This is a genomic window from Curtobacterium oceanosedimentum, assembly GCF_020297365.1.
Classification (GTDB): Bacteria; Actinomycetota; Actinomycetes; order Actinomycetales; family Microbacteriaceae; genus Curtobacterium.
The window spans coordinates 13838-30809 of record NZ_JAIXIG010000014.1; the positions used below are offsets into that span (position 1 = coordinate 13838).

Here is a 16972-nt window from a genome sequence, read left to right on the forward strand (position 1 = left end):
GTGGTCAGTCCTCGCCCATGGCCGCTCGGCGCGCGGCGTTCTGACGGTCGAGCTGACCGCCCTTGACGAAGCAGAAGACCCACAGCGCCAGGAACACCACGGCGACCGCGAACATGAACGGTTCGATGAACCCGGTGGCGAGGATGGCCGCCTGCAGCAGCCACCCGAACCATACACCGGCCCGGTTGCCCGTCAGACGTGAGGCAGCTGCGAGGACGATGATCGCGCCGATGCCGCCACCGAAGGCCGCGGCGGGCGGCAGCGTGCCCTTGCCGAACACGACGAGCATGGGGAAGAAGAACATGATCGCCTCGAGCACCAGGGCGATCGAGAGCAGGCTCTCCTGCGCCCCGCGCTCGCGGCGCGGCTTGCGGGTGCGCGGTGCCCGACCCGGCCGGGAGGCACCTGGTGCGTCCGTCACTTCGCCTCGCCTTCCCGGTGCACGAGGTCCATGACCGCGCCCACCATCACGATGGAGCCCGCGACGAGCACGAGGGCGTCCTCGGCGTCCGCCTCGTCCGCCAGGTCCCGTGCTTCCTGCAGGGCCGCGGCGAGCGTCGGTTCGACGACGACCCGGTCCTCGCCGACCTCGTCGACGACGACCCGGGCGAACTCGTCCGCGTCGAGCGCGCGCTCCCCCGGCGGCTGCGTCACGACGAAGGTCGCGACGGTGTCCTTGAGGGCGCGGACGAACCCGCGGGCGTCCTTGTCGCCCAGGATCCCGACGACGCCGACGACGTGCTCCGACGGGAACGCGACGGGCAGCGCCTCGGCCAGGGCCTTCGCACCGTGCGGGTTGTGCGCGGCGTCGACCACGACGGTCGGCTCCGTGGCGATCGGCTGGAGCCGACCCGGGCTGGTGGCCCCGGCGAGCCCCTCGGACAGGACGTCCTCGTCGAGGGCCTGCGTCCCGCGGCCGAGGAACGACTCGACGGCGGCGATCGCGACGGCGGCGTTCTCGGCCTGGTGCCGGCCGAACAGCGGCAGGAACAGGTCGTCGTAGCGCCCGGCGATGCCCTGCACGGTGACGAGCTGACCGCCGACCGCCGGGGTGACGTCGGTGACGGCGAACCCGGCCCCCTCGACGGCCAGGGTGGACTCGGTGAGCTCGGCGGCACGCTCGAGCTCGGCCAGCGCCTCGGGGACCTGCCGGCTCGACACCACGGCCGACGACGGCTTGACGATGCCGGACTTGGTGCGGGCGATCTCGGCCACCGTCGCACCGAGCTGCTTCGCGTGGTCGATGGCGATCGGGGTGAACACCTGGACCTGGCTCTGCACGACGTTGGTGGAGTCCCACTCGCCGCCCATGCCGACCTCGATCACGGCGACGTCGACGGGGGCCTCGGCGAAGCACGCCAGGGCCAGCACGGTCAGCGCCTCGAAGAAGGTGAGCGGGAGTTCGCCCTTGTCGGTGAGCTCGCGGTCGGTGATCTCGAGCACCGGGGCGATGTCGTCCCAGTTCTCGACGAAGCGGTCCGCGGCGATCGGCTGGCCGTCGACGACGATGCGCTCCCGGATGGACACCAGGTGCGGGCTCGTCATGAGCCCGGTACGCAGGCCGTGCGCGCGGACGATGCTCTCGATCGTGCGTGCGGTGGACGTCTTGCCGTTCGTCCCCGTGATGTGGATCACCGGGTACGCCAGGTGCGGGTCGCCGAGGAGCTCGACGGCACGCCGGGTCGCGGTCAGACGACGCTCGGGGGCCTGTTCGCCGATCCGGGCGTACAGGGCGGCCTCGACGCGGCGCACCTCGTCGTCGTCACCCCCGTAGGGCACGGCGTCGGTCGGTCCGGCACCGGAGGGGCCCACCGGGATCCGGATGCCGTCCTCGTCGCGGCCGTCGAACGCCTCGTGGCCGTCGTACTGGTCGTCGTCGCTCATGCGCGTCCTACCTCCACTGCCACCTTCGCACCGTCACCGACGTCGGTGGTGGTGTCCTCCGCCCCGAGGGGCACGATCTCGACGCTCGTCGCCAGGGTCTCCCCCGCGATGAGCTCCTGGTGCGCGCGGACCGCGCCGGCGGCGGTGTCGTCCACCCGCAGGGTCAGCGCGATGCGGTCGCTGACGTCCAGGTCGGCGTCACGGCGGGCCTGCTGCACGGCCCGGACCACGTCACGGGCGAGTCCCTCGGCTTCGAGCTCGGGCGTGGTCACGGTGTCGAGCACCACGAAGCCGCCCTCGTCGAGGAACGCCACGGCGACCGAGGTGTCGGCCACGGTGAGGTCGAGCGTGTACTCGCCCTCGACCAGGTCGATGCCGCCCACGGTCACGCCGGTGTCGGTCGCGGTCCAGTCGCCCCGCTTGGCGGCCGGGATCACCTGCTGCACCTGCTTGCCGATGCGCGGACCGGCGACGCGGGCGTTCACGGTGAGCTTCCGCTCGATGCCGTACTGCGCCAGTGACTCCTCGGCCTGGGCCTCGAGCACGACGCGCTTGACGTTGAGCTCGTCGCGCAGGATGTCGGCGAACGGCTCGACCGCCGTCGGGTCCCGCACCACGAGCGTCAGCGTGGCGAGCGGCAGGCGGACGCGCTTGCCGGTCGCCTTGCGGAGCGCGAGGCCCTTCGACGCGACGTCGCGCACGCGGTCCATCGCGGCGACCAGGGCGTCGTCGGCGGGGAACTCGTCCGGGTCCGGGAAGTCCGTCAGGTGGACGCTCCGCCCACCGGTCAGGCCCTTCCAGATCTCCTCGGTGACGAGCGGCGCCAACGGCGCGGCGACCCGGGTCAGGGTCTCGAGCACGGTGTACAGCGTGTCGAACGCCGCGCGGGCGTCGTCCGCGGCCACCCCGTCGGCACCGGTCCAGAACTTGTCGCGCGAGCGTCGGACGTACCAGTTCGTCAGTACGTCGGCGAAGTCCCGTACGGCCTGGGCCGCGAGCGGGGTGTCGAGCGCGTCGAGGTGGGTCCGGACGTCGGTCACGAGCACGCGGGTCTTCGCGAGCAGGTACCGGTCGAGCACGTCGGTCGAGTCGGTCCGGCGCTGCGCCTGGTAGCCGTCGGGCCCGGACGCGTTGGCGTACAGCGTGAAGAAGTAGTACGTCGACCACAGCGGGAGCATGAACTCGCGGACGCCCTGCCGGATGCCCTCTTCGGTCACGATCAGGTTGCCGCCACGGATCACCGACGACGACATGAGGAACCAGCGCATCGCGTCGGCGCCGTCGCGGTCGAACACCTCGGCGACGTTCGGGTAGTTCCGCAGCGACTTCGACATCTTCTGGCCGTCCGAGCCGAGGACGATGCCGTGGCTGATGACGTTCTGGAACGCCGGCCGGTCGAACACCGCGGTGGACAGCACGTGCATGACGTAGAACCAGCCGCGGGTCTGCCCGATGTACTCGACGATGAAGTCGGCCGGGTTGTGCGACTCGAACCACTCGCTGTTCTCGAACGGGTAGTGCACCTGGGCGTACGGCATCGAGCCGGAGTCGAACCAGACGTCGAACACGTCGGTGATCCGGCGCATCGTCGACTTCCCGGTGGGGTCGTCGGGGTTCGGCCGCGTCAGGTCGTCGATGAACGGGCGGTGCAGGTCGACCTCGCCCTCGGCGTTCACGGGCAGGCGACCGAAGTCACGCTCGATGTCCGCGAGCGAGCCGTACACGTCGGTGCGCGGGTACTCGGGGTCGTCGGACTGCCACACCGGGATCGGCGTGCCGAAGTAGCGGTTGCGGGAGACCGACCAGTCGATGGCGTTGCCGACCCACTTGCCGAACTGGCCGTCCTTGACGTTGTCCGGCACCCAGTTGATGTCCTGGTTGAGCTGGCCCATGCGGTCGCGCAGTTCGGTCACGCGGACGAACCACGACGAGACGGCCTTGTAGATGAGGGGCTTGCGGCAGCGCCAGCAGTGCGGGTAGCTGTGCTCGTAGGACGCCTGGCGGAGCAGTCGACCGGCGTCGCGCACGGCCTTGGTGAGCGGCTTGTTCGCGTCGGACCAGAGCATGCCGGCGACGTCGCCGAACTGCGACGTGAAGACGCCGCCCTCGTCGAGCGAGAGCACGACGGGGATGCCCGCTGCGGCGCAGACCTCCTGGTCGTCGGCACCGTAGGCCGGGGCCTGGTGCACGATGCCGGTGCCCTCACCGGTCTCGACGTACTCGGCGACCAGGATGCGCCAGGCGTGCTCGTAGCCCTCGGCGTCCGACAGGAAGTCGAACAGGCGCTCGTACTCGACGCCGTCGAGCTCGGCGCCGGCGACCGTGCGGAGCACGGCGGCGAGCGCGTCGTCGGCGCTCTCGTAGCCGAGCTCCTTCGCGTGCGCAGCCACGGTGTCCGAAGCGAGCAGGTACCGGGCCGAGCCGGCGGTGCCACCGTCAGCCGCGCCTCCCGGCCCGGCCGGCACGACCGCGTAGGCGATCTCCGGACCGACCGCGAGCGCGGCGTTCGTCGGGAGCGTCCACGGCGTCGTCGTCCAGGCGAGCGCCCGCACGCCGGTCAGGTCGAGCGCGTCCGCGCGCGAGCCGTGCAGCGGGAACGCGACCGTGACGGACTGGTCCTGGCGCATCTTGTAGACGTCGTCGTCCATGCGCAGCTCGTGGTTGGACAGCGGGGTCTGGTCGTTCCAGCAGTACGGCAGGACCCGGAAGCCCTCGTACGCCAAGCCCTTGTCCCACAGGGTCTTCCAGGCCCAGAGGACGCTCTCCATGAAGGTGACGTCGAGGGTCTTGTAGTCGTCCTCGAAGTCGACCCAGCGCGCCTGGCGGGTGACGTACTCCTGCCACTCGTCGGTGTACTGCAGCACGCTCTTCTTGGCCGCGGCGTTGAAGACGTCGATGCCCATGGCGTCGATCTCGTGCTTCTCGGTGATGCCGAGCTGGCGCATCGCCTCGAGCTCGGCGGGCAGGCCGTGGGTGTCCCAGCCGAAGCGGCGGTGCACCTGCTTGCCGCGCATGGTCTGGTAGCGCGGGAAGACGTCCTTGGCGTACCCGGTCAGCAGGTGCCCGTAGTGCGGCAGCCCGTTCGCGAAGGGCGGGCCGTCGTAGAAGGTCCACTCGGGGCAGCCCTCGCGCTGGTCGATGGACGCCTGGAAGGTGTCGTCGCCCTTCCAGAAGGCGAGGATCCCGCGCTCGACGGCGGGGAAGCTCGGCGAGGGGACGACGCCGTCGGCGGCGGTCGCGTCGGGACGGTTCAGGGGGTAGCGCACCGGGGACTCCTGTGGGTTCGGTTGATCTCCACGAGGACGGAGCGGACTCCGCGGTACCACCTCGCTTGCCGCACCGCCGGTGCGACCGCTCTCGTCGGGGTGGTGACGGTCCCGAACCCGCCCGGTTCTACTGACGAGGTGCTGGTGCGCCGCGCGTTCTTCCGGAAGCTCCCCGGTGATGGCCGGATCGATGCTCTTGTGACCCGAGTTTAGCGGACGGGAGCATGCTCGAGGGATGCCCGATGCTTCCACTGCTGAACGACGTCCGGACTCGCTCGTCACCGTCCTGATCGCCTTCGGCGCCAACCTGCTCGTCGCGGTCGCGAAGACCGTCGCGTCGCTCGTCACGGGCTCCGCTTCGATGGTGGCCGAGGCGGCGCACTCGTGGGCGGACACCGGCAACGAGGTCTTCCTGCTCGTCGCCGAGCGGCGGGGCGCCCGGAAGCGCGACACCGCACACCCGCTCGGGTACGGCCGCGAGACCTACATCTGGTCGATGTTCGCGGCGTTCGGCCTGTTCACCGCCGGTGCGATCGTGTCGATCACCCACGGCATCTCGGAGTTCGGCGACACCGGGCCCGCCGAGGACGTCGTGCTCAACTACGTCGTGCTCGCGGTGGCGTTCGTGCTCGAGGGCACGAGCTTCCTGCAGGCGTACCGGCAGGCGCACGGCGCGGCGACGAAGCGGCAGGTGCCCGTGCTGCGACACGTGCTGCAGTCGTCGAACCCGACGCTCCGGGCCGTCTTCGCCGAGGACGCCGCAGCGCTGATCGGCCTGGTCGTCGCGTTCCTCGGGGTGTTCCTGCACCAGGTCACGGGGCTCGCGGTCTTCGACGCGCTGGGCTCCATCGCGATCGGGGTGCTGCTCGGCGTCGTCGCGATCGTCCTGATCGACCGCAACCGCCGCTTCCTGCTCGGCGAGAGCACGTCGCCGGAGCTCGAGGACGCCGTGCTCGTCGAGCTGCTCGGACGCTCGCAGGTGGAGCGCGTGACCTACCTGCACCTGGAGTTCGTCGGCCCGTCGCGGGTGTACCTGGTGGCCGCCGTCGACCTGACCGGCAACGAGACCGAGGAGCACGTCGCGGTCCGGCTGCGCGAGGTGGAGCAGTCGCTGGAGGACAGTCCGTACATCGAGGAGGCCGTGCTCACCCTGAGCGTCCCGGGCGATGCGTCCCTGGCGCCGACGAGCGAGGACGTGCCCGAGGTGGTGCGGGACGGCACGGCCTCGGACGTGGCCTCCGGCGGGGCGGGGACGCTGCGGGCGGAGTGAGCGCGGGGCCGGTGCGGGGACGAGGTTTCGGGCTGAGCGACAGTCCTCGGCTTCCGGAGCGCGTGCGGTGTCGCTCAGCGCGGAACGGGGGCCGAGAGCCGAGCAGCGCCGCGGCGCGTCAGGCGGCGTCGAGCCCCGCCGCCACCGGCCGGAGCGCCGCCGCGACGTACTCCACGAGAGCACGGCGACCGACCCCGTCTGAAACCCACACCCCGAACGCCGCCGCGGCCGCCCCGAGCATCGCGCCGGAGACCGCCTGCGGCCGGAGCGCGCCCGGCTCCTCCCCCGTCCGCCCGGCGACGAACGCCGCAACGGCCGCGTGCTGCGCCGTCACCCGCACCGCGACACCGGCGACGAGCTCGGGACCGATGCCCATGACCTCCGCCTGCGCCAGGGCCCACGGCACCCGCTCGGGGTCGTGCTCCCGAGCCGCGGTCAGCAGCGCCTGCTCGACGGCGCGCACCGGACTCGGCTCGGTGGACGCGGCCAGGTGCCCGGGCAGCCCGGCGACGGCGGCGTCGAGCTCGAGCCACATCACGTCGGCCTTCGCCGGGAAGTAGTTGAAGAACGTCGCCCGGCTCACCCCGGCGCGTGCGGCGATCTGGTCGACGGTCGTGCGCGCGTAGCCCTGTTCCAGGAACAGCTCGGCGGCGGCGTCGGCCAGCACCTCGGCGCTCGACCGTCGGGGGCGGCCCCCGCGGCGCATCGGTTCGTCCATGGCTCCAGTAAAGCGGTAGGCTCGTCGAGCCATGATCTTGGACTCAGTACAGAAAACCCTCGCCGCCGTCGCGGGCACCACCGCGGTCCTGCTCGCCCTGACCGCGTGCACCGGCGGTGGTGCGAGCACGGGCAGCAGCACGCCCGTCGCCGGCGGGACGCTCACCTACGCCTCCGGCGACGCCGAACCGACCTGCCTCGACCCGCACGTCGGCGGCAACTACCCGCAGGCGCTGCTGGCGACGCAGTACATCGAGGAGCTCGTCGGGCTCGAGGACGGCAAGCCCACGCCCGAGCTCGCCACGGAGTGGACCACGAGCGACGACGGGAAGACCCTGACGTTCACCCTGCGCGACGACGTCACCTTCACCGACGGCACCCCGTTCGACGCCGCCGCGGTCGTGGCGAACATCGAGCACGTGCAGGACCCGGCCACCGCATCGAGCACCGGATACCTGGCGCTGCAGTCGATCACGAAGGCGACCGCCACCGACGAGCACACGGTCACGCTGACGCTGAGCCGCCCGGACAGCGCGCTGCTCGAGTCCTTCTCGCAGCCCTGGGTCGGCATGGAGTCCCCGAAGGCCCTCGAGCGCGACCAGGCGACGAACTGCGAGTCCCCCGTCGGCACCGGGCCCTTCGCGGTCACCGGCTGGAAGCACGGCGACCGCGTCACCCTGACGAAGAACGCCGACCACTGGGGAACGACGAAGCCGCGCCTGTCCGGCATCACCTGGCGCTTCCTGCCCGACTCGACCTCGCGCTACGCCGCACTGCAGGCCGGCCAGGTGGACGTCATCGACAACGCCCAGCCCGACCAGCTCAAGGCGGCCTCGGCGAAGGGCGCGATCCGCGACCTCGACGCCCCGCGCCCCGGTGCCTCGAACCGCCTCGAGCTGAACTCCGGTCACGGGGTGTTCCGCGACGAAGCGGTGCGCCAGGCCTTCATCGCCGGCGCCGAGATCGACCCCGGCCTGCAGTCGTTGTTCCTCGGCACCGCGGAGCGCTCGTACTCGGCGCTCTCGAGCGCGGAGCCGCTCGCGTACTCCGAGAAGAGCCGGTTCGCCTACTCCCCCGACAAGGCGGAGCGACTCCTCGACGACGCCGGCTGGAAGGTCGGGTCGGACGGCATCCGCGAGAAGGACGGCCAGCGGCTGACCGTGCGGTTCCCCGTCTCGACGAACCAGTCGGTCCCGGCCGAGCGCAGCCTGTTCCAGCAGATCCAGGCCTCCGAGCAGGCCGTCGGCTTCGACGTCGTGCTCGACGAACTCGACCTGTCCAGCTGGTACGCGGCGCTCGCGGCGAACGAGTACGACGTGGTCAGCGCGCCGTACACCAAGGTCGGCCCGGACGTGCTGCGGATCCTGTACGACAGCGCGAGCATCGAACCGGCACCGTCCGGCTACTTCGCCAACCTCGCCCAGCTCGACGACCCGGCACTCGACCGGCTGCTCGAGCAGGCCGCCCGCACGTCGGACGCCGACGAGCGCGCCGACCTGTACGAGCAGGCACAGCGGCTGATCCTGGCCAGCAACACGGTGCTGCCGCTCTACGACCAGCAGAACCACTTCCTGGTGCGCTCGGCCGTGCACGGCATCGAGACGACCCCCGTTTCGACGCCCTGGTTCGGCACCGCGTGGATCGACCGCTGACGCGGTGACGGACCCGACGGCCGGGAGGCCCGTCCCGCGCCCGGCGGACGGGCCGCGGACCGCAGACGCCTCGGCAGCAGGGCGCTGGGCGCGCTGGGCGGTCCGCCGTGTGCTGGGCGGCATCGGCGTGCTCTGGGCGGTCGCGACGATCGTCTTCGTCGCGATCCGGCTCATCCCCGGCGACCCGGCACTCGCGATCCTGGGCGGACCGGGGTCGCAGGCCTCGGCCGAGGCCGTCGCCCAGGTGCGGCACGAGTACGGCCTCGACCAGCCCGTCCTGGTGCAGTACGCGGTGTTCCTCGGACGGCTGGCGACCGGGCAGCTCGGCGACTCCTACGCCTTCCGCACGCCGGTCGCGACCCTGCTCGGCCAGCAGCTGCCGGTCACGCTGACCCTGGCGGTCGCGGGGCTGGTGGTCGCGTGGGTGCTGGCGATCCTCGCCGCGTGGGCCTCGACGCAGCGCGGTCGGGTCGCCGCCGGACTGACGAGCGCCCTGAGCGTCACCGCGAGCGTGATGCCGCACTTCTGGCTCGGCAGCGTGCTCATCGTCGTGTTCGCCAGCGCCCTGGGATGGGTGCCCGCGGTGAGCGACGGCACCGCCCGCGGCTGGGTGCTCCCGGTGCTGACGGTGGCCGTGCCCGTCGCCGGCTACCTGGCGGAGACCGTGCGCGACGGGGTGGTGGACGCGCAGCGGTCGGCCTTCGCCCTCGCCGCCCGGGGCCGGGGCGAGACCCGCATCGGCCTGTTCGCCCGCCACCTGCTCCGGCACGCCGCGCTGCCCGGGATCGCGCTGTCCGCCTGGGCCTTCGGTTCCCTCGTCTCCGGTGCCGTCGTGGTCGAGTCGGTGTTCGCGCTGCCCGGCATCGGCCGCGCGCTCGTGACCGCCGTGACCCAGCGGGACATGCCCCTCGTCGTCGGCATCGCGATGGTGTCCGCGGCGGCCTACGTCGTGGTGCTGGCCGTCGCCGACCTCGTCGAGCGAGCCGTCGACCCGCGCGGCAGCGCTCCGCAGGGCGCCCCGCGGCGCGGTAGCGCGCGCCGCCGTGGAGCCGGCCGACCGGCGGGCGCACGGTGAGCGGGATCGCCGACCCGGGCCTCCAGACCGGAGCACCCGGCCACCAGACCGCCGCCGGCCCCGAGCGCGTCCGTGGGGGGACGCTCGGTGTCGGCGGCACCATCGCGGGGGTGGTCGTGCTGGTCGCCGTGGTCGCGGCGGCCTGGCCGTCCCTGCTCGGCGGGGGCGACCCGCTGGCCGTCCACCCGACCGAGGCGCTGCTCGCACCGAGCGCCGCACACCCCTTCGGCACCGACGAGTCCGGCCGCGACGTGCTGGCCCGCGTGGTCGCCGGGACCCGGGCCTCGCTCGTGGTGGGCGTCGCAGCGACCCTGATCGGCGGCGGCGCGGGCGTCCTGCTCGGCGTCGTCGCGGGACTCGGCGCGGGTGCCGGACGTGTCGGTCGCCTGCTCGACGCCGTGATCGGCCGGGCCACCGAGGTCGCGTTCGCCCTGCCCCTGCTGCTCGTCGCCCTGGTCGTCATCGCGGTGACCGGCCCCGGGCCCGTGCCCGCCGTGCTCGCCGTCGGGTTCGCGACCGCGCCGGGGTACGCCCGGATCGTCCGCGGTCTCGTGCGGTCGGCCCGGAGTTCGCAGGTGGTCGAGACCGCGGTGCTGCTCGGCCGCTCCCCCGCCCGCACTGTCCTGCGCCACGTGCTGCCCACCGCGCTGTGGCCGGTCGTGGCCGTCGCGACGCTCGGCGTCGGGCAGGCCGTCGTGTGGGCCTCGGCGCTGAGCTACCTCGGCGTCGGCACGCCGCCGCCCGCGCCGGAGTGGGGCGCGATGCTCGCCGACGGGCGCACCTACCTGCAGACCGCACCGTGGATGAGCACCTTCCCCGGACTCGCGATCGTGGCGCTCGCCACCGCCGTCACGGTGCTCGGCCGTGCGGTCCGACGGACGGGTGCCGCGCGGTGACCGCCGTCCTCGACGTCCGCGGGCTCAGCGTCGCGATCGGGGGCGTCCCGATCGTGCACGGCGTGGACCTGCACGTCGACGCCGGCGAGTGCGTCGCCCTGGTCGGTGCCTCCGGCTCCGGCAAGACCGTCACGGCGCGGGCGGTGCTCGGCCTGTCGGCCCCGGGGTCCTCCGTGCACGCCGACGCCTTCACCGTCGACGGGACCGACGTGCGCGGCCTCTCCGACCGGCGCTGGCGGCGGCTGCGGGGATCGCGGGTCGGCTACGTCGGCCAGGAGGCACTGGGCGCGTTGGACCCGCTGCGTCCCGTCGGGCGCGAGGTCGCCGACACCCTGCGCCTGCACACCGAGATGGGTGCGGCCGAGCGCGTGGACGCCGTGCGCGAGGCCCTCGCCGCGGTGGGGCTCGACCCGGACATCGCGACCGACGGCCGACTCGCCGACACCCTGTCGGGCGGGATGCGGCAGCGCGCGCTCATCGCCGCCGCGACCGTCGGATCGCCCGCGCTCGTGGTCGCCGACGAGCCGACGACGGCGCTCGACGCCGGGGTCGCCGTCACCGTGATGGAGCAGCTGCGTGCGGCACAGGCCCGGGGTGCGGGACTGCTCGTGATCACGCACGACCTCGGGCTCGTGGCGGGGTGGGCCGACCGGGTCGCGGTGGTGCACGAGGGCAGGGTCGTCGAGCAGGGCGCGGTCGGCGACGTCTTCGCCGCGCCCGTGCACGAGGCCACGCGGGCCCTGGTGCGTGCGGCCGCACCGGCGGCGGCGCACGGCACGGACGCGGGCGGCGGCTCGGCTCCGGACCCCGTCGCCGAGCAGCTCGACCCGGGGTCGCCCGCCACGACGAGCGTGCTCGTGGCACGGGGGCTGTCCCGCGCCTACGAGGGCGTCCCAGCGGTCGAGGACGTGTCGTTCGCCCTCGGCAGGGGGCGCGTGCTCGGCGTGATCGGCGCCTCGGGGTCGGGCAAGACGACCGTCGCCCGGATGCTCCTCGGGCTCGAGACCCCCGACGCCGGCACGGTCACGCTCGACGACGAGCCGTGGGTCCCCCTGCCGGAACGCGATCGCCGCCCGCGCCGGCACCGCATCGCGGCCGTCGTGCAGGACCCCGGCGCCACCTTCGACGAACGGTGGACGGTCGAGCGGGTCCTCGCCGACGCGTTCTCCCGCGGCGACGAACGGCGGGCACGGGGCGCGCTGGACGACCGGGTGGACGCGGCGCTCCGGCAGGTCGACCTGGACCCGGTGCTCCGCCCGCGTTCGCCGCGCACGCTCTCCGGCGGGCAGCGGCAGCGGCTCGCGATCGCCCGGGCGCTGGCCACCGACCCCGAGGTGATCGTGCTCGACGAGCCGGTCACCGCTCTCGACGCCACGGTGCAGGACGCCGTGCTGCGGCTGCTCGAACGACTGCGCGACGAGCGCGGCGCCGCGATGGTCTTCGTGTCGCACGACCTGCGCGCGGTGCGGCGGATGGCCGACGACGTGCTCGTCGTGCACGGGGGCCGGGTCGTCGAGCAGGGTCCCGCGGCGTCGGTGTTCGACCGGCCGGCGCACGCGGTCACGGCGCGGCTGCTGCACGCGGCCGACCGCCTGGCCACCGGCCCCGCGTAGCCGGCCGTGCCGCCGCCGCCGCCGCAAGGTTTCGCCAGATGCGCCAGCGCGAGCAGCGCGCGACCGCCCGGGAGACGACCGGAGGCACGGCGCGACGTCCGTGACGGACGCGCGCCGTGCCTCCAGGCCGGCAGAGCGGCGGCGACTACGAGCCGGCGGGCTCCTTCTTCTCGTCGCCCGTCGCGGCGTCACCCGAGATGATCGGGATCTCGCTCGTCGAGAACTCCTTGGCCCAGTCGGACTGTGCCAGCTCGGAGGTCGGGTCGTTGTAGTCCTCGATGACCGAGGCGACCTCGTCCTCCGACCCGACGGTCGGACCAGAGCCCATGAGCGGGGTGGCTGCCGTCTCCTTGGTGAAGTACACCGCGACGAGACCGATCACCGCGGCCGCCATCAGGTAGAACGCGGGGATGTCCTCGGCCCAGCCGTACCCGGCGTCCTTCGCACCGGCGATGAGCGCCGAGGTGGCCAGCGGGGTCGTCCCACCGAAGAGCGACACCGAGACGTTGAACGCGATCGCCAGGGCGCCGTAGCGGATGATCGTCGGGAACAGGGCCGGCAGGGTCGACGGCATCGTCGAGGTGAACGTGACGAGCACGATCCCCAGGATGAGGAGCCCGGCGAAGACGCCCGGGCCGGTGCCGGTCTGGACGAGCTTGAGGGCCGGCCAGGACAGCAGGATGAAGCCGATGCACCCGGCGGCCAGCACGGGACGACGGCCGAACTTGTCGGACAGGCGACCACCGAAGGTGATGACGACCATCATGAGCAGCATCACGACGACGATCAGGATGAGGCCGAACGTGGCGCTCTGGCCGAGGTTCTGCTCCAGGTAGGTCGGCATGTACGACAGCAGCATGTAGTCGGTCACGTTGAAGACCAGCACGAGACCGATGCAGATGATGAGCGAGCGCCAGTTCTCGGCGAAGAGCTTGAGGAACGGCGTCTTCTGCCCCTCGCGCTCGGCGGCCTGCTCCTGCTGCTTCTGGAAGGCCGGGGTCTCCTCGAGCTTGAGACGGAGGTAGAGCCCGATCAGGCCGAGCGGGCCGGCGATGATGAACGGGATGCGCCAGCCCCAGCTGAGCAGGGCCTCCTCGGACAGACCGAACTGCAGGGCGGTGACGATCGACGCACCGAGCACGTAGCCGGCGAGCGTGCCGAACTCGAGCCAGGAGCCCATGAACCCACGGCGCTTGTCCGGCGAGTACTCGGCGATGAACGTCGCGGCGCCGCCGTACTCACCACCGGTCGAGAAGCCCTGCACGAAGCGGGCGACGAGCAGCAGGATGGGGGCCCAGAAGCCGATCGAGTCGTACGACGGGATGAGGCCGATCATGAGCGTGCCGGCGGCCATCAGGATCATCGTCAGCGCGAGGACCTTCTGTCGGCCGATCTTGTCGCCGATCGGGCCGAACACGGCACCACCGATCGGGCGGACGATGAACGCCGCGGCGAAGAAGCCGAACGTCGCGACGATGTTCGCCGCGGGGTCGCCCTGCGGCAGGAACACCTGCGAGATCGTCACGGTCAGGTAGGCGAAGATGCCGAAGTCGAACCACTCCATGGCGTTGCCGAGCGCGGCTGCCGCGACGGCTCGCTTGAGCAGCGACTCCTCGACGACGGTGACGTCGTCCTTCGTGAGATCGCGACGAGCGCGCTTCGCGGCGCCCTTCGTGCGCAACGGCCGATCGCCGTGCGAGTGGGGTGCGTTGTTCGGTGCCAAGTCGTTCCTCCGGTGTGCGGTGCGTCCTTCGGGCGTCCGGCGAGACGGCGACGTTGCAGCTCCTGCGAGCTCCGCGCTCGCCGGACAAACTCCGACAGACTAGCAGGACACGGGCCAACCCGACATCTCGGTGTGGTAAACGGTGCCCGCACGCCGACTGCGCCGGTGTCCGGGCCGCCGCTACGATTGGGGACACCGCGCGCCAGGCGCGGCACACTCAGGCACCTCATCACGGACTCGGTGCCGCACACACGGACGGAAGGTGCACGATGACCAAGCCCATGCCCGAGAAGCCCAGCGTCGACGGACTGGAGCAGGTCTGGGGGCCCGTCTGGGAGCAGGACGGCACCTACCGCTTCGACCGCGACGCCGCCGGTGACCGCAGCGCCGTCTGGTCGATCGACACCCCGCCGCCCACCGCCTCGGGCTCGCTGCACATCGGCCACGTGTTCTCGTACACGCACACCGACCTCAAGGCCCGGTTCGAGCGCATGCGCGGCAAGCACGTCTTCTACCCGATGGGATGGGACGACAACGGTCTGCCCACCGAGCGTCGCGTGCAGAACTACTACGGCGTCCGCTGCGACCCGACCCTGCCGTACGACCCCGACTTCACGCCGCCGTTCGAGGGCGGCGACGGCAAGTCCTCGAAGGCCGCCGACCAGCTGCCGGTGTCGCGCCGCAACTTCATCGAGCTGTGCGAGCGTCTGACCGTGCAGGACGAGCAGCAGTTCGAGGAGCTGTTCCGCACGCTCGGTCTGTCGGTCGACTGGACCCAGTCGTACCGCACCATCGACGACACCTCGCGGGCGAGCGCGCAGCGCGCGTTCCTGCGCAACCTCGAGCGCGGCGAGGCCTACCAGGCCGACGCGCCGACCCTGTGGGACGTCACGTTCCGCACCGCGGTCGCGCAGGCCGAGCTCGAGGACAAGGAGATGCCCGGCGCGTACCACGGCATCGCCTTCCACCGCACCGACGGTGGCGACGACGTGGTCATCCAGACGACCCGCCCCGAGCTGCTGCCCGCCTGTGTCGCCCTGGTGGCCCACCCGGACGACGAGCGGTTCCAGGACCTGTTCGGCACCACGGTCCGCTCCCCCCTGTTCGACGTCGAGGTGCCCGTGCTCGCACACCACCTGGCGCAGAAGGACAAGGGCGCCGGCATCGCCATGGTCTGCACCTTCGGTGACACCACCGACGTGGTGTGGTGGCGCGAGCTGCAGCTGCCGAACCGCGCGATCATCGGCTTCGACGGCCGCGTGCGTTCGGAGGAGCCCGCCTGGATCGAGTCCACGAAGGGCCAGGAGCTCTACGCCGAGATGGCCGGCAAGACCGTGTTCTCGGCCAAGAAGGTCGTCGTGGACGCCCTGACCGAGTCCGGCGAGCTGATCGGCGACGTCAAGACCATCCAGCACCCGGTCAAGTTCTTCGAGAAGGGCGACAAGCCCCTGGAGATCGTGTCGACCCGCCAGTGGTACATCGTCAACGGCGCGCGCGACGAGCAGCTGAAGAGCACGCTCCGCCAGCGCGGCGAGGAGATCGCGTTCCACCCGGACTTCATGCGCGTCCGCTACGACAACTGGGTCGGTGGTCTGTCCGGCGACTGGCTCATCTCGCGCCAGCGCTTCTTCGGCGTGCCGCTGCCGGTCTGGTACCCGCTCGACGCCGACGGCAACCCGGTGTTCGACCAGCCGATCGTGCCGACCGAGGCGCAGCTGCCCGTCGACCCGGCCTCCGAGCCCGCCCCCGGCTACACCGAGGACCAGCGTGGCGTGGCCGGCGGGTTCCAGGGTGAGCTCGACGTGATGGACACCTGGGCGACCTCGTCGCTCACCCCGCAGCTCGCGGGCAAGTGGGAGACCGACCCGGCGCTCTACGACCTGGTGTACCCGTACGACGTCCGCCCGCAGGCGCAGGACATCATCCGCACCTGGCTGTTCACCACCGTGCTCCGCAGTCAGCTCGAAGCCGACGTGGTGCCGTGGAAGCACGCCTCCATCTCCGGCTTCATCGTCGACCCCGACCGCAAGAAGATGTCGAAGTCGAAGGGCAACGTCGTCACGCCGCTGTCGATCCTCGAGCAGCACGGCGCCGACGCGGTCCGCTACTGGGCGGCCTCGTCCAAGCTCGGCACCGACGCGGCGTTCGACCCGCAGAACCCGAAGCAGATCAAGGTCGGCCGTCGCCTGGCGATCAAGGTGCTCAACGCGGCGAAGTTCGTCTACGGCTTCCCGCTGCCCGAGGGTGCCACGAGCGTCACCGAGGCCCTCGACGTCGACATGCTCGCCGAGCTCGGTTCGGTCGTCGAGCAGGCCACCGCGGCCTTCGACGGCTTCGACCACGCCCGTGCGCTGGAGATCACCGAGCGCTTCTTCTGGACGTTCTGCGACGACTACCTCGAGCTCGTGAAGGAGCGCGCCTACGGCACCGCGTCCGACGCGACGCACGAGACGCAGGCGAGTGCGGTCCTGGCGCTGCGCGGCGCGATCGACGTGCTGCTCCGACTGCTGGCGCCGTTCCTCCCGTACGCGACCGAGGAAGTGTGGGCCTGGACCCACGAGACCAGCGTGCACCGGGCCTCCTGGCCGACCGCGGCCGACCTGCCGACCGACGCGGCCCCCACCGGGCTGCTCGCGGCCGTCGGGCAGGCGCTCATCGGGATCCGCGGTGCGAAGACGGCGGCGAAGGCGTCCCAGAAGACGCCCGTGACGCGTGCGGTCGTCGCCGCACCCGCCGAGACGCGCGTGCTCATCGAGCGCGCGGCGGTCGACCTGGCGGCCGTCGGCCGCATCGAGAACCTGTCGTTCGTCGACGGCGACGAGCTCGCCGTCACCGAGATCGAGCTCGCGGAGCAGCAGGCGTAACGTCGGCTGTCC

Annotated in this window: 11 protein-coding genes; 6 read left to right on the forward strand and 5 right to left on the reverse strand. The window is 72.2% G+C overall.

Annotation, left to right across the window (positions count from 1 at the left end):
- Window positions 1-4: 4 nt before the first annotated feature.
- The 3 genes from LEL83_RS08085 to ileS are packed head-to-tail and all read right to left on the reverse strand — an operon-like array spanning window position 5 to window position 5150.
- Window positions 5-421: a DUF4233 domain-containing protein gene (locus tag LEL83_RS08085; RefSeq protein WP_225558421.1), complete on the reverse strand. Its 417-nt coding sequence runs from the start codon at window positions 419-421 to the stop codon at window positions 5-7.
- Window positions 418-1884, reverse strand: a complete 1467-nt coding sequence (locus LEL83_RS08090) for a bifunctional folylpolyglutamate synthase/dihydrofolate synthase (RefSeq protein WP_225558422.1) — start codon at window positions 1882-1884, stop codon at window positions 418-420. The genes LEL83_RS08085 and LEL83_RS08090 overlap by 4 nt, the downstream gene beginning before the upstream one ends.
- Entirely contained in the window at window positions 1881-5150 is a 3270-nt protein-coding gene (gene ileS / locus LEL83_RS08095) for an isoleucine--tRNA ligase (protein ID WP_225558423.1), read from the reverse strand. Before ileS ends, LEL83_RS08090 begins: the two co-directional genes overlap by 4 nt.
- Before the next feature lie 235 nt (window positions 5151-5385).
- Between ileS and LEL83_RS08100 the strand changes: the two genes are divergently transcribed.
- Complete coding sequence (locus LEL83_RS08100; RefSeq protein ID WP_225558424.1) at window positions 5386-6420, forward strand: cation diffusion facilitator family transporter; 1035 nt, start codon at window positions 5386-5388, stop codon at window positions 6418-6420.
- A 118-nt stretch (window positions 6421-6538) separates the two neighbouring features.
- Here the strand turns inward: LEL83_RS08100 and LEL83_RS08105 are convergent, their stop codons facing one another.
- A complete protein-coding gene (locus tag LEL83_RS08105; protein WP_225558425.1) occupies window positions 6539-7138 on the reverse strand; it encodes an acyl-CoA-like ligand-binding transcription factor in 600 nt (199 codons plus the stop codon).
- Window positions 7139-7169: 31 nt separating this feature from the next.
- Here LEL83_RS08105 and LEL83_RS08110 point away from each other — a divergent pair, with 31 nt between their 5' ends.
- From LEL83_RS08110 to LEL83_RS08125, 4 genes are read left to right on the forward strand one after another with little or no spacing between them, the layout of a single operon-like run.
- Window positions 7170-8789: an ABC transporter substrate-binding protein gene (locus LEL83_RS08110; RefSeq protein WP_225558426.1), complete on the forward strand. Its 1620-nt coding sequence runs from the start codon at window positions 7170-7172 to the stop codon at window positions 8787-8789.
- Between the two features lie 4 nt (window positions 8790-8793).
- Window positions 8794-9864 (forward strand): ABC transporter permease, encoded by a 1071-nt coding sequence (locus tag LEL83_RS16200; protein WP_225558427.1) that lies wholly within the window; start codon window positions 8794-8796, stop codon window positions 9862-9864.
- Entirely contained in the window at window positions 9861-10760 is a 900-nt protein-coding gene (locus tag LEL83_RS08120) for an ABC transporter permease (protein WP_225558428.1), read from the forward strand. The genes LEL83_RS16200 and LEL83_RS08120 overlap by 4 nt, the downstream gene beginning before the upstream one ends.
- Window positions 10757-12373, forward strand: a complete 1617-nt coding sequence (locus tag LEL83_RS08125; protein WP_225558429.1) for an ATP-binding cassette domain-containing protein — start codon at window positions 10757-10759, stop codon at window positions 12371-12373. Before LEL83_RS08120 ends, LEL83_RS08125 begins: the two co-directional genes overlap by 4 nt.
- A gap of 145 nt (window positions 12374-12518) precedes the next feature.
- Here LEL83_RS08125 and proP read toward each other — a convergent pair whose 3' ends face one another.
- Window positions 12519-14054 (reverse strand): glycine betaine/L-proline transporter ProP, encoded by a 1536-nt coding sequence (proP, locus tag LEL83_RS08130; protein ID WP_225558430.1) that lies wholly within the window; start codon window positions 14052-14054, stop codon window positions 12519-12521.
- 311 nt (window positions 14055-14365) lie between these two features.
- Between proP and valS the strand changes: the two genes are divergently transcribed.
- Window positions 14366-16960 carry a valine--tRNA ligase gene (valS, locus tag LEL83_RS08135; RefSeq protein WP_225558431.1) on the forward strand — a complete coding sequence of 865 codons (2595 nt, stop codon included), beginning with the start codon at window positions 14366-14368 and terminating at the stop codon, window positions 16958-16960.
- Window positions 16961-16972 lie beyond the last annotated feature (12 nt).